Source organism: Brachybacterium nesterenkovii (genome assembly GCF_900163655.1).
GTDB classification, from domain to species: Bacteria; Actinomycetota; Actinomycetes; order Actinomycetales; family Dermabacteraceae; genus Brachybacterium; species Brachybacterium nesterenkovii.
Map to the genome: position 1 here is coordinate 133,966 of NZ_FWFG01000068.1, position 12,170 is coordinate 146,135.

Annotated in this window: 13 protein-coding genes and 1 tRNA gene; 9 read left to right on the forward strand and 5 right to left on the reverse strand. The window is 71.2% G+C overall.

Features of this window, described 5'->3' with window-relative positions; all coding sequences use genetic code 11:
• Positions 1 to 46: 46 nt before the first annotated feature.
• Positions 47 to 1,042 carry a toll/interleukin-1 receptor domain-containing protein gene (locus FM110_RS08285; RefSeq protein ID WP_087104289.1) on the forward strand — a complete coding sequence of 332 codons (996 nt, stop codon included), beginning with the start codon at positions 47 to 49 and terminating at the stop codon, positions 1,040 to 1,042.
• 44 nt (positions 1,043 to 1,086) lie between these two features.
• Here the strand turns inward: FM110_RS08285 and FM110_RS08290 are convergent, their stop codons facing one another.
• The 3 genes from FM110_RS08290 to FM110_RS08300 all read right to left on the reverse strand — a co-directional run bounded on the left by FM110_RS08290 (position 1,087) and on the right by FM110_RS08300 (position 4,195).
• Positions 1,087 to 3,324 (reverse strand): hypothetical protein, encoded by a 2,238-nt coding sequence (locus FM110_RS08290; protein WP_087104290.1) that lies wholly within the window; start codon positions 3,322 to 3,324, stop codon positions 1,087 to 1,089.
• Positions 3,325 to 3,427: 103 nt separating this feature from the next.
• A complete protein-coding gene (locus FM110_RS08295) occupies positions 3,428 to 3,895 on the reverse strand; it encodes a hypothetical protein (RefSeq protein ID WP_087104291.1) in 468 nt (155 codons plus the stop codon).
• Between the two features lie 30 nt (positions 3,896 to 3,925).
• Positions 3,926 to 4,195, reverse strand: a complete 270-nt coding sequence (locus tag FM110_RS08300; protein ID WP_087104292.1) for a hypothetical protein — start codon at positions 4,193 to 4,195, stop codon at positions 3,926 to 3,928.
• 187 nt (positions 4,196 to 4,382) lie between these two features.
• Here FM110_RS08300 and sucC point away from each other — a divergent pair, with 187 nt between their 5' ends.
• From sucC to FM110_RS08325, 5 genes are all read left to right on the forward strand, one after another.
• Positions 4,383 to 5,552, forward strand: a complete 1,170-nt coding sequence (sucC, locus tag FM110_RS08305) for an ADP-forming succinate--CoA ligase subunit beta (protein ID WP_087104293.1) — start codon at positions 4,383 to 4,385, stop codon at positions 5,550 to 5,552.
• 12 nt (positions 5,553 to 5,564) lie between these two features.
• Positions 5,565 to 6,455, forward strand: a complete 891-nt coding sequence (gene sucD, locus FM110_RS08310) for a succinate--CoA ligase subunit alpha (RefSeq protein ID WP_087104294.1) — start codon at positions 5,565 to 5,567, stop codon at positions 6,453 to 6,455.
• A 123-nt stretch (positions 6,456 to 6,578) separates the two neighbouring features.
• Positions 6,579 to 7,484, forward strand: a complete 906-nt coding sequence (locus FM110_RS08315; RefSeq protein ID WP_087104295.1) for a CPBP family intramembrane glutamic endopeptidase — start codon at positions 6,579 to 6,581, stop codon at positions 7,482 to 7,484.
• Between the two features lie 101 nt (positions 7,485 to 7,585).
• A complete protein-coding gene (locus FM110_RS08320) occupies positions 7,586 to 8,302 on the forward strand; it encodes a metal-dependent transcriptional regulator (protein ID WP_087104296.1) in 717 nt (238 codons plus the stop codon).
• Positions 8,303 to 8,336: 34 nt separating this feature from the next.
• Positions 8,337 to 9,185: a hypothetical protein gene (locus FM110_RS08325; RefSeq protein ID WP_087104297.1), complete on the forward strand. Its 849-nt coding sequence runs from the start codon at positions 8,337 to 8,339 to the stop codon at positions 9,183 to 9,185.
• A gap of 37 nt (positions 9,186 to 9,222) precedes the next feature.
• Here FM110_RS08325 and FM110_RS08330 read toward each other — a convergent pair.
• A tRNA-Arg gene (locus tag FM110_RS08330) sits at positions 9,223 to 9,295 on the reverse strand.
• A gap of 83 nt (positions 9,296 to 9,378) precedes the next feature.
• Here FM110_RS08330 and FM110_RS08335 point away from each other — a divergent pair.
• Both FM110_RS08335 and FM110_RS08340 read left to right on the forward strand, forming a co-directional pair.
• Positions 9,379 to 10,176: a nitrilase-related carbon-nitrogen hydrolase gene (locus FM110_RS08335; RefSeq protein WP_087104298.1), complete on the forward strand. Its 798-nt coding sequence runs from the start codon at positions 9,379 to 9,381 to the stop codon at positions 10,174 to 10,176.
• A 40-nt stretch (positions 10,177 to 10,216) separates the two neighbouring features.
• Positions 10,217 to 10,834: a copper resistance CopC family protein gene (locus FM110_RS08340; protein ID WP_087104332.1), complete on the forward strand. Its 618-nt coding sequence runs from the start codon at positions 10,217 to 10,219 to the stop codon at positions 10,832 to 10,834.
• A 104-nt stretch (positions 10,835 to 10,938) separates the two neighbouring features.
• Here FM110_RS08340 and FM110_RS08345 read toward each other — a convergent pair whose 3' ends face one another.
• Complete coding sequence (locus FM110_RS08345; protein WP_087104299.1) at positions 10,939 to 11,154, reverse strand: antitoxin; 216 nt, start codon at positions 11,152 to 11,154, stop codon at positions 10,939 to 10,941.
• 161 nt (positions 11,155 to 11,315) lie between these two features.
• On the opposite strand from FM110_RS08345, the gene FM110_RS08350 reads away from it, so the two are divergent.
• On the forward strand, positions 11,316 to 12,125 hold the full coding sequence (locus tag FM110_RS08350; RefSeq protein ID WP_234992068.1) for a DeoR/GlpR family DNA-binding transcription regulator: 810 nt from the start codon (positions 11,316 to 11,318) through the stop codon (positions 12,123 to 12,125).
• The last annotated feature ends 45 nt before the right edge of the window (positions 12,126 to 12,170 follow it).

A 12,170-nucleotide genomic window follows, 5' to 3' on the forward strand; every position in this document is an offset into this window, starting at 1 on the left:
AACTGGGCGGGTTGACGCCGTTCCGGCGATCTGTCCAGAGTGGGGCATGAGCGTCGACCCCCGAGCCGCAGCCGATGCGGGCAGACCTGAAGCGTCTGCGCAGAGCACGGGAGCGAGGATCGTCTCGATCATGAAGCTCCGACGAGCTCTTGCGTCGAGCAGTGCGTATGACGCGCGATGGTTCCTCGAAGACTTCGGTCTGCTCGACCCGGCGGATGACACCGATATCAGTTCGATGAGCGACGTGACGGATCGACTCCGCCGTGGGACCATCGACGAGCTCAGTGCCTTGCTCGCGTTCTTCGAGTCTGACGCGGTGGGAGTGCTGAGGACTGAGGCTCAGTTGCGCGCGCGCCTGGATTCGCAGGACCCGGACCGTCCCCTGCACCTCTTCGCGAGTCATGTCTCAGAGCACCAGGAGTTCGTCGAGGATGTGCGGGACCAGCTGGCCCGCTTCGGGGTCGATCTCTTCGTGGCCTCTCATTCGATCGACCCTGAGACGGAATGGGCGGAGAAGATCGAGATAGGGCTCGATGCCGCTCATGCAGGTGTTGCCTTCCTGCATCCGGGGTTCTCCTCACGGCCGTACTGCCAGCAGGAGGTCGGCTGGCTCCTCGGGCGCAGAGTTCCTGTCTACCGCTTCCGTTTCGGGGAGGATCCACCAGCCATGCTCGACTCGAGACAGGGAGCGGACGCCGCAGGCTGGACGGCCGAACGGATCGCAGACGAAGTGCTCCAGCGAGTGCTCGAGGACTCGAATCTCGGGTCGCATCTGCGCACATCACTCTGCGGCGCCCTGAGGGATTCGACGTCCTTCCGCCTGACCGACCGCCTGTGGGATGTGCTCCCGAAGGACGCCCCCTTCACGCCTGACCAACTGGCGGACCTGGTGGACGCCGCCGAGAGCAACAGCCAGGTGTTCCGGGCGGAGCGGGCGAGCAGCGGCGACACCTACCGTCGCCTAATCCTCGACCTTCTCGGCAGCCAGTCGATTCCCGAGAGTCTGCGAGAGCGTGTGGACGAGCTGGCGACTCGGGACTGAACGTCACAGGCCGAGTACGGCCATCCAGCGGGAAGGCAGGCGCGTCAACCGCCCAGGGTCCTCGACAGGCCCAGGACTGCAAGGGTGGCGATGTCCCCTGGACGGTGGCTGCGATGGAGCAGATCACGCTCGGTGCGGTCGAGACCGTCCGGAACGGCAGAGTCCCTGATCCCTCGGAGAGCCGTGGTGATAGCACCCTGCTCGTCGAGGAGATCGGGGCCGGTCTCGGAGCCGATCGCATTGGCGATCAGCTGGGCCGCACCACCGTACCCGCCAGCGGCGTAGAGCGGACTCCCGTCCGCCACGGTCCGGCTCGCCTCGTCGATCACGCCGGGAAGATCGCCGCTGTAACCCTCCGTCTTCCCTCCGACGACGACCCGGGCTTTGCACCTGGTGGTGAGAGCGCTCCGGAGATCCCGCAGGTCATCGAATGCGTCGACCTTCACGCTCTGCCACGAGAGGAACTCATCCTCGCTGAACTCGGTGAGAGGGATCGTGCGTCCGCACTCGTGTGCGAGATGGACTGTGCTCGCCTCACCGGCGTGATGGCGGAAATCGATCAGGTCTGACCACGAGGCGGATCGCAGTGCCCGGCGCGAGAGCACGAATTCGGCGACCGGCGTTCCGCCGAACCGCCTCTTGGCTTCGTCGGCGATGATGTGGGTGAACCCACCGCTTCGGAGATCTCCGCCGTAGATGACAGTGCCTCCGGCGTTGAAGATCGCATGTGCCAACTCAGCGACGATGAGGTCGAGGTGTCTCGGGCTGAGACCGAGACGGGGGAGATCGGTGCTCTCGGAGACGGAGAGGCCCACCGTGGTGCCGGCGAGTGCACGGGCGCTGACGCTGGGCGGGTTCCACTGCTCGACGCCTACTCGACCACCGCGGGCAGTGAACGTGCGCGGAGTGAGGAACTCGATCCTCCCGGGAGTTCCGGTGAGCCGTCCCAAGGCTGTCATCGTGGAGAGTTCGGCGGGTCCCAGAGGCGGGTCCGGGTGGAGCACCCACAGCTCCTCGCGCGCCTTGGCGGAGCGCGGATCGTTCTCCTCGGCTCTGGGCACCTCGTCCGTGAGGGGCCCGTGCTCGCTCGGGTCAGATACCCCCGTCGTGGCGAAGGGGTGGAATCGGTGGATCATGGTGACCGGCTCCGGGGCGCGGGACGGGAGCCAGTCGAAGCCGCCGGATTCTCGGTAGACCTGCTGGCGATTCCACAGGGCGTTCTTCAGCGCTTCGTCCACGAGTCGGCCGAGCGCCCGACGGATCGAGGACTCCTTCCGCTCGCGATCGAGCGCGATGGTCGGGACATGGTCCATCAGGAACGAGCCGCGGCGCTCCTCGGCCGACAGTGCCGACAGGCACACGATCGGGCAGTCGTGCTGCTTGGCCGAGAGGACCTCCTGCTGGGTCCATTCACGGCTGGAGTACTGGTCGGTGCGCACCATGAGCAACGCGCTGGAGGCGGCCTCCTTCAACATGCGAAGGCTGGAGTCCTCGGTCGTCTGGATGTCATGGGCGTCGAAGAACTCGGCGAGGCGCGTGCTGCGCACTTCGGTCCTCACGCACTCGATGAGCTGCTGGAGCTCTTCCGCTCTCGCCCCGTCAGGGCCCGTGAGTCCTCCACGGTCTTCCCAGGGAACAGATTCTCCCTGGTCGATCGGGATCGGCTCTGCGCGCTTGGTGTGGCTGATGAACACCGTCAGACGTTTTCCCTTCCCCTCCGGGTCCAGGAGCCATTGCACGATGCTCTGGGCGACCTGAGGACCGGCGTCGGTGCATGAGCTGTCCAGGTCGCGGATGGCCTGGGGTGCCCCGGTCTGCCTCGTGAGCCAGGACCTCGAGTCGGGCGCATATCCCGGGAGGTGGACGGGAATGAGCTGTGCCTGACCTGCGGAGCGTGCCGCCGCGAGCCGCTCCCAGATGTCGATGACGTAATCTCGCCACGGCCTTGGACTCGACGTGGCTTGCGAGAGGCTGGTGCCCTGGCACAGCACGACCACGGTGTACTGGGCGACGGAGTCCGTCGGTGCGGCGTCCGCGGGGAGCGCGATGCTCCTTGGAGCGCCTCCATAGCTTCCGGATGAGCTCGTGCTGCGGGAGTAGACCTCGACCGCTCCGCCGGCGAGTCCGGAGTACGTCGCCGAGTGGAAGTGGTCGTGGAGCGCGTCGAAGGCGGTGCCGCCCTCACGATCCCCTGGGTGCCAGACGACGATGATGTCCAGCAGAGCCTGTGCAGGGTCCCCGGAGCGAAGATCGTTCGTCGTCGTTGTGGTCTCGTCCTCCAAGTCCGACCTCCCAGAGCCAGAGCCCGAGGTGCCCGGTGTGGAGCACCCGGATGATGAGTGAGCCGCGGTGGCGGATCGCATCAGCCGACGCGTCGCTGCTGAATCAGCGCCTGTTCCCATGTCCCTGATGCCGGTCGTCCGATCCCATGAGGTTGTCGTCCTCGACCGTCGTGTCAATCCGGGCGAACAGGGCGTAGCCGAAGCGGACCAGCATGAGCACGGCGATGACGGCCAGCAGCGCCGTGATCGGGATCTGCACGCCCGTGCGGGTCACCACGAACCAGATCACCAGGATCGACAGCCCCATCAGCAGGGCGTCGCGCACCGCGTTCTTCAGGCGTTGCCCCAGGCGGGCGCGGCGGGCCCGCTTCGAGGCGACCGCGGCGTAGGCGGCGGCGGTGCGGCGGGTCTCGGCCCGGGAGCGGTCGAGGGCCTCGCGGACCTCGGGCGCCTGCTTCCGGGCGGTCTCTCGGGCGGCCTGCGTGTACACGGAGGCGCTGCGGCGGGCATCGGCGCCCTGGCGCTGCGCGGTGCGCTGCGCCGCCTTCGCGTAGGTCTTCCAATCGGCCATCGGATCCCCTCCTGGTCCTGTCTGCCGGCCTCAGCGCTCGTCGTCGCGCCAGCGGATATCGGCGTCCCGTGCTCGCGGCGCCTGCCGCGGGCGCTGGGCCGTGCGGCGGGAGCGGGCCTCGCCCCAGGCGGCCAGCCCCACGTTCAGCGCGAGCGTCAGCAGGATCGACAGGGCGATGCCCGCGACCGAGGAGCGCACGCCGAACACGCGCAGGACGAGGAACAGGACGAGGACCGCGCCGACGCTGAAGGCCAGCTGGTCGCGGATGCGCCCGGTCAGGGAGCGCGGTCGGGAAGCCACGCGCCCATCGTAGACGGCGCCCCTTCGACCGCCCTGTGCGCGCAGGCGGCGGGACGGAGGTCCCGGAACGTGGCCGCCGTCTCATGATTCGGATATAGGCTTTCCCCGCTTGTCCTTCCCGGGCGGTGACGGTGCCGCGCATGCGGCGCTCCCCGCCCCTGTCGAGATCGAGAGGATCGAGAAACCCGTGGACCTGTTCGAATACCAGGCCCGCGACCTCTTCGAGAAGCACGGCGTCCCCGTGCTCGGAGGAGTCGTCGCAGAGGAGCCGAGTGCCGCCAAGGCCGCCGCCGAGCAGTTCGGCACGCCCGTCGTCGTCGTGAAGGCCCAGGTCAAGACCGGCGGCCGCGGCAAGGCCGGCGGCGTCAAGGTCGCGAAGTCCCCGGAGGAGGCCGAGCAGCGCGCCGCCGAGATCCTCGGCATGGACATCAAGGGCCACACCGTCCACCGGGTCATGATCGCCGCGGGCGCGGACATCGCCGAGGAGTACTACTTCTCGCTGCTGCTGGACCGCGCCGAGCGCCGCTACCTCGCCATGTGCTCCAAGGAGGGCGGCATGGAGATCGAGCAGCTCGCCGTCGAGCGCCCCGAGGCCCTGGCCCGTATCGCCGTGGACCCCAACGTCGGCATCGACGAGCCCAAGGCCCGCGAGATCGTCGAGGCCGCCGGCTTCGACGCCGAGACCGGCGAGAAGATCGTCCCCGTGCTGCAGCGCCTGTGGGACGTCTACCGCGAGGAGGACGCGACCCTCGTGGAGGTGAACCCGCTGGTCAAGACGGGCGACGGGGAGATCGTCGCCCTCGACGGCAAGGTCACCCTCGACGACAACGCCGAGTTCCGCCACGAGGACCACGCCGCCCTCGTGGACTCCCGCACCGAGGACCCGCTCGAGGCCAAGGCCAAGGCGCTCGACCTCAACTACGTCAAGCTCGACGGCGAGGTCGGCATCATCGGCAACGGCGCGGGCCTGGTCATGTCGACCCTCGACGTCGTCGCCTACGCGGGCGAGGAGCACGGCGTCAAGCCCGCCAACTTCCTCGACATCGGCGGCGGCGCCTCCGCCGAGGTGATGGCCAACGGCCTCGACGTGATCCTGGGCGATGACCAGGTGCGCGCCGTGTTCGTCAACGTCTTCGGCGGCATCACCGCCTGCGACGCCGTCGCCGACGGCATCGTGGGCGCGCTCGCCAAGCTGGGCGACGCCGCCACCAAGCCGCTCGTCGTCCGCCTCGACGGCAACAAGGTCGAGGAGGGTCGCCAGATCCTCGCCGACGCCGACCATCCCCTCGTCACGCTCGCGGAGACCATGGACGGCGGAGCCGCCACGGTCGCCGAGCTGGCCGCGAACGGAAAGTGAGCTGCTGAACCCATGTCGATCTTCCTCGACTCCGACTCCAAGGTCATCGTCCAGGGCATGACCGGCTCGGAGGGCATGAAGCACTCCCAGCGCATGCTCGACGCCGGCACGAACATCGTCGGCGGCGTCAACCCCAAGAAGGCCGGCCAGAGCGTCGACTTCGAGGGCGGGCGCTCCGTGCCCGTCTTCGGCTCCGTCGCCGAGGCCATGGAGGCCACGGGCGCGAACGTGTCCGTCGTCTTCGTCCCCCCGAAGTTCGCCAAGGGCGCCGCGATGGAGGCCATCGAGGCCGGTATCGGCCTCCTGGTGGTCATCACCGAGGGCATCCCGGTCAAGGACTCCGCGGAGTTCGTCAACGCGGCCCTCGCCACGGGCACCACGCGGATCATCGGCCCCAACTGCCCGGGCATCATCACCCCGGGCGTCTCCAACGCGGGCATCATCCCGGCGAACATCGCCGGGGCCGGAAAGATCGGGCTGGTCTCGAAGTCCGGCACGCTGACCTACCAGATGATGTACGAGCTGGCCGACCTCGGCTTCACCACGTGCATCGGCATCGGCGGCGATCCCGTCATCGGCACCACGCACATCGACGCCCTCGAGGCGTTCGAGGCCGATGACGACACCGAGGCCGTCGTGATGATCGGCGAGATCGGCGGCGACGCCGAGGAGCGCGCCGCGGCCTACATCTCCGAGCACATGACCAAGCCGGTCGTGGGCTACGTCGCGGGCTTCACCGCCCCCGAGGGCAAGACGATGGGCCACGCCGGCGCGATCGTCTCCGGCTCCGCGGGCACCGCCCAGGCGAAGAAGGAGGCCCTCGAGGCCGCCGGCGTGAAGGTGGGCAAGACCCCCACCGAGACCGCCGAGCTGATGCGCCAGATCATGGCCGCCAAGGCCTGATACCTCCGCACGGACGCCGCGAGCGCCCCGTCCCCGAGCAGTCCTCGGGGGCGGGGCGCTCAGCCGTCGGATCCGGCACCTGAGGAGGAGGCAGACGCATCCGAGGTGCGCGATGCTCGAGGCATGAGCTCGCCGAACCCGACGCCCGCGACCACCGACCCTGCGGAGGCGGCATCCGCATCGCGCGGGGACCGCGGCCGGGGCCTCGCCCTCGCCGCCGTATTCGTCGCGGCCCTCCTCACCGCCTGGGCGCTGCACCCCGAGGGCGTCGTCGTCTCCCGCGATCCCGGGTACGTGCCGCGCCCCGTGCCGCTGCTCGTCGTGCCGGCGCTGCTCGCGGCCGCGGCGGCGCTCGCCCTCCCCGGACCGTCACGTCCCGCCAGCGCGATCACCGTGCGGCGCCCCCGTCGCGCGGTCGCGGAGACCGCGGGCCTGATCGGCCTCTTCGCCCTGTTCGTCGTCCTCGCGCCGCGCCTGCCCCTGCCCGAGGACGCCATCGTGCTCAAGGCGGCGCTGTTCATGCTCGTCCCGGCCCTCGCTCTGGGCCTGCTCGCGCGGCGCGGGGCGAGCATCGAGATCGAGCGCCCCGCGGGGTCGACGCTGCCGGCCCTGCTCCCGGTGGCCCTGCTCGGCGTCCTGCCCACGCTCGGCCACCTCGCGACCCCGGCGCCGAGCACGGGGCCGCCCGTCGGTCTCCTCATCGTCTCCGCGGTCGCGACGGCGATCACCGCGGGGCTCGGTGAGGAGCTGCTGTTCCGGCGCTTCCTGCAGACCCGGCTCGAGGCCCTCGCCGGGCCCTGGACAGGGATCCTGGCCACCTCCCTGCTCTTCGGCCTCTCCCATGTCCTGTCCCACCAAGGCGGTCTCACGCTCGACGGCGTCGCGCAGGTGATCGCGATGCAGGGGAGCACGGGCATCGCGCTCGGGCTGATCTGGGCGCGGTGGCGCCGCCTGCGCTGGTGCGTCCTCGCGCACGTGCTGCTCAACGGCCTGGGCGTCCTCGTGCATCTGGTCTCGCTCGCCCTCTGACCTGGGGGTGATGGCACCCGGGGCGCAGGCCGCCGCTCGGAGCGCCGGTGCCCCCACTACAGTGGGGTCGAGCACGCAGACGACCGGACCGGGAGGGCACCATGAGCGGCGATCTCATCGACACCACGGAGATGTACCTCAAGACGGTCTTCGAGCTGCGCGAGGCGGGCATCGCCCCCATGCGCGCGCGGATCGCCGAGCGTCTCGACCATTCCGGCCCGACCGTCTCCCAGACGGTCGCCCGCATGGAGCGCGACGGGCTGCTCCACCTCGATGAGGAGCGGCGCATCCGCCTGACTCCCGAGGGCGTGGACATCGCGACCGCGGTCATGCGCAAGCACCGCCTGGCCGAGCGCCACCTGCTGGACACGATCGGGCTGGAGTACGCGCTCGTCCACGAGGAGGCGTGCCGCTGGGAGCACGTCATGAGCCTCGAGGTCGAGAAGCGCATCGCCGCCCTCATCGAGCCCCCCTACCTCGACCCGTACGGCAACCCGATCCCGGGGCTCGCGGAGCTGGGCATCGAGGGCGAGGCGATCGCGGGCGACGCCGTCCCGGGCTCGGCGCTCACCGCCTGCAGCGACCTCGACCTCACGGGCGGCCCGGTGCGGGCGCGCCTCGTGCGGATCGGCGAGCGGGCCCAGTCCGACCCCGAGATCCTCCGCGACCTCGAGCGCCACGGCCTCGTCGCGGGGGCGCAGATCACCGTCGACCGCATCGGGACCGAGACCCGGCTGGCGGCCGAGGGCCACGAGCCCCTGATCGTCGGGCGCGACATCGTCGCCCAGCTCGTGCTCGAGGTCGCCCCGTCCGCGTGACGGGACGGTCGGGCCGCGCCCGTACCCTGGAGCGATGAACGCGATGCGCGACCTCGTGGCCGTCCTCCTCGCCCTGTGCGCGGCCGTGGCGCTGGCCCTGTGGGCCCCGGCGACGTGGACGCGCGACCACCTGGTCGATCGCGACGGCTTCCTCGAGATCGCCCGCCCGCTCGGTGCGAACCCGCAGTTCCAGCAGGACGTCTCCGACGCCGCCGTCGAGGGCGTCCTCGAGCAGGCGAAGGTGCCGCGCCCCCTGGCCGCGCTCATCGAGCCGACAATCCAGGACCAGGCGGCCAAGCTGACGCAGTCCGCGTCGTTCGCGACCATCTGGTCCGACTCCATGGGCGATCTCCACACGACACTGATGGACCCCGCGGGCGGCACCGTCACCGCTGACCTGAACCCCTACGTCGACGAGCTCGTCACGCCCGTCGGCGATCTGATCGGCCAGGACATCGACATCCCCGACGCCGACCTCCTCACCCTCGACATCGTCACCATCCCGGCGTCCCCGTGGCCCTCTCGCGTGACCGCGCTGGCGTCGACCGCGCCGTGGATCGGATGGGCCGGGATCGCCGCGGCCGTCGCGTCGCTGGTCCTGGCGCGGCGGCGCGGCGTGATCGGGGCCGTGCTCGGTGCGGCGCTGCTCGTGGCCGGGGGAGCGCTGCTGCTCGGATCGCAGGGCATCGGCATGGCGATCCCGGGCTCCATCGACGACGCCCGGATCGTGGGCACGCTCGTCCAAGCCTTCGAGGCGCGACTGGGCCGCGACATGGTCGTGCCCTCGGTGACGCTGCTGGGATCCGGCGCGCTCGCGCTGGTCGCGGCGCTGGGGGCGATGGGGGTGCGCTCAGCGCGGCGGCGCGAGGGTGCAGAGGCCTGATCGACTGCGATCAGCTGACCTGCTGCTGCCTGCTCAGTGCCCCCGGCGCGATTCGAACGCGCGACACCTTCTTTAGGAGAGAAGTGCTCTATCCCCTGAGCTACGGGGGCCCGGGCCCTGCCGGATCGGCGGGCCCGGGCCATCCTACGGCAGGGCGGCGCGGGCGTCCGCGGGCCCGTGCGAGCATGGCGCCATGAGGATCGCCTGCGCCCAGATCATCGTCCCCGACGACCCGGCCGACGCGACCGAGCGGTGCCTGCGCGCCGTCGACGAGGCGGCGGGGTCCGGGGCGCGCCTCATCGTCCTGCCCGAGGCCGCGCTCGCACCGTTCGGGACCGATCTGCGGGCCGCGGCCCGCGAGAATGCCGCGGAGTTCGACGCCCGCCTCACGGCCCGCGCCGAGGAGCTCGACGTGGTGGTCGTCGCCGGCTCCTTCGTCCCCGCGGACGGCGACGCCTCCGAGGACCGGGTGCTCAACCGGGTGATCGTGCGGGGCCGCGGCACGCGCGTCGACTACGACAAGATCCACCTGTTCGACGCCTTCGGCACCCGGGAGTCCGCGACGATCGCGCCCGGCCGCGCGCTGCGCACCGTCGACGTCGACGGCCTCCGCATCGGCCTGGCCACCTGCTACGACGTGCGCTTCCCCGAGCAGTTCCAGGCGCTCGCGGACCGCGGGGCGCAGGCCGTGGTGCTGCCGGCCGCCTGGGCCGATGGGCCCGGCAAGGCGGAGCAGTGGCGCCTGCTGGTGCGGGCCCGCGCCCTGGACACCACCGTGCACCTGATCGCCTGCGACCAGGCGCCGCCTCCCGTCGATCCCGCGCCGGAGCGGGGCTGCGGCGGCTCCCTCGTCGTCTCGCCGCTGGGGGAGGTGCGCGCCGAGCTGGGGCGAGAGGAGGGGATCCTCCTGGCCGATATCGACGCCGAGGAGGTCGCGGCCGTGCGGCGCCGACTTCCCGTGCTCGCGCATCGGGCGGATCTCCGGGGCTGAGACCGCCTGCGCCGACCGGGGCCCGGCTAGGGTGGCTGACGTGCCTGAGACCCCTGTGATCCCGTCCCTCATCCGTCGTGCCCTGGGTGCCCTCGCGGCAGTGCTGGGCGTGCTCGCGATCGTGCTCGCCGTGTCGACCGCGGCCTCCGCGCACGATCAGCTGGTCTCCTCCGACCCCGCTGACGGCGCCTCCCTCGAGGCGCCCCCTGAGGCGATCACGCTCACCTTCTCCGACACCCCGCTCGACGTGTCACCGCAGATCCGCGTGACCGGCCCCGACGGCGCGGTGGTCGCCGACGGCGCCCCGACCATCGAGGGCACCGCCGCGGTGCTCGCCCTGCCCGACGGGCTCCCCACGGGCCGCTCGACCGTGCAGTGGCGCGTGGTCTCGGCCGACGGCCACCCGATCGAGGGCAGCTTCTCCTTCGACGTCGCCCAGGGGACGATGACCGCCGCCCCGTCGGAGCAGGCATCGACGGAGCAGACGTCGTCGGCACCTGCCGCCGCGTCGGGATCGGCCTCGCCGAGCACCCAGGCGAACGATGACGCCTCGGACACCGGGATCAGCCCCCTCGCCATCCTCCTGGCCGTCGTCCCGCTGGTGGCGGTGGTGGGCATCGCCCTGGCCCTGCTGGCCCGGCGCCGCACGAAGCCCTGAACCTCTGCCCTGAGTCCTGGCCGACCTGCCCCGCGCATGACGAAGGCCCCGTCCCGCAGTGATCGCGGAACGGGGCCTTCGCGCATGCTCAGCGGGGCGTCAGATCACGCGCCCGGCTGGCCCTGCTCATCGGCGCCGAGGCCGAGATGCTCGCGGGCCTGGTCGGCACCCTGGCCGACGGCACCGTCGAACTGGTCCGGCGCGAGGTCGGTGGCCTTCTGCTCGGCGCCGTCGAGGGCCTGGTTGGCCTGATCCTCGTGCTGGCCGGCGAAGTCCTTGGCCTTGTTCAGTGCATCGTTCAGTGCATCATCGAAACCCATGGCGATCTCCTTTCATCGGTGATCCCTCCGGTCCGGAGCGATGGGCGTCACGCTACGCACGGGATGTCCGGAATCGCCACCCGCGGCCGCGAACGCTCGTTCGCGTGCGCGCGCAGTGACCGGATGGGCGTCGACCCGCCATGAACGCGCATACTGTCTGCGTGAACACGCAGCCGAAGATCCGCGACAAGTCCGGTCGCTGGGACCACATCCTGTCCCTCCTGGCGCGCGACCGGCGTCTGCTGGTCTCCGACGTCGCCGCCGAGATGGGCATCAGCGAGTCGACGGTGCGGCGCGACTTCGTCGAGATGGAGAAGGCGCAGCTGGCGCGCCGCACCCACGGCGGGATCGTCGCGGTCGACGTCGCCTACTCCCTCGCCGCCGGCCCCCGCTCCGCCGACGCCGAGGGCGGCGCCCGCGAGGCCGTCGCCGCCGCGGCCGCGGCGCTCGTGCGCCCGGGCCAGACCGTCGGCTTCAACGGCGGACGCACCACCACCTCGACCGCGCGGCGCATCGTGGCCCGTCCCGACCTCGCGGGCCGCGAGGGCGAGCCCGGCCTCACCGTCGTCTGCGCCGCCCTGAACATCGCGCTCGAGGCCGTCCTGCGTCCCTCGGTGCGCACCGTCGTCCTCGGCGGCGTCGCCGAGCCGCACTCCTTCGAGCTCACCGGTCCCATGGCGACCGCCACCATGCGCGACCTCTGGCTGGACGTCATGTTCGTCGGCACGATCGGCCTCGACGTCGAGGCGGGACTGACATGCCACTCCGATGCGGAGGCGGTCGTGACCCGCACGATGATCGGGCACTCGCGCCGCGTCGTCGGCGTCACAAGCGCCGACAAGATCGGCGTCCGCGCGATGGCCGCGATCTGCCAGCTCGCGGCCCTCACGGACCTCGTCGTCGCCGGGGAGGTCCCCGCGCGCGTCCGCGAGCATCTGCGCGAGCACGAGGTCGTCCTGCACGAGGTCTGACCGGCACGCCTGGCGGCGCCCCCGCCCGCGGGCCGGTAGCCTCGG

Bases quoted from the DNA above. Each gene is read 5' to 3' on its own strand.
- sucD (WP_087104294.1), top strand. From the start codon at position 5,565: ATGTCGATCTTCCTCGACTCCGACTCCAAGGTCATCGTCCAGGGCATG.
- FM110_RS08315 (WP_087104295.1), top strand. From the start codon at position 6,579: ATGAGCTCGCCGAACCCGACGCCCGCGACCACCGACCCTGCGGAGGCG.
- FM110_RS08295 (WP_087104291.1), bottom strand. From the start codon at position 3,895: ATGGCCGATTGGAAGACCTACGCGAAGGCGGCGCAGCGCACCGCGCAG.
- FM110_RS08320 (WP_087104296.1), top strand. From the start codon at position 7,586: ATGAGCGGCGATCTCATCGACACCACGGAGATGTACCTCAAGACGGTC.
- FM110_RS08285 (WP_087104289.1), top strand. From the start codon at position 47: ATGAGCGTCGACCCCCGAGCCGCAGCCGATGCGGGCAGACCTGAAGCG.
- FM110_RS08325 (WP_087104297.1), top strand. From the start codon at position 8,337: ATGAACGCGATGCGCGACCTCGTGGCCGTCCTCCTCGCCCTGTGCGCG.
- FM110_RS08345 (WP_087104299.1), bottom strand. From the start codon at position 11,154: ATGGGTTTCGATGATGCACTGAACGATGCACTGAACAAGGCCAAGGAC.
- FM110_RS08335 (WP_087104298.1), top strand. From the start codon at position 9,379: ATGAGGATCGCCTGCGCCCAGATCATCGTCCCCGACGACCCGGCCGAC.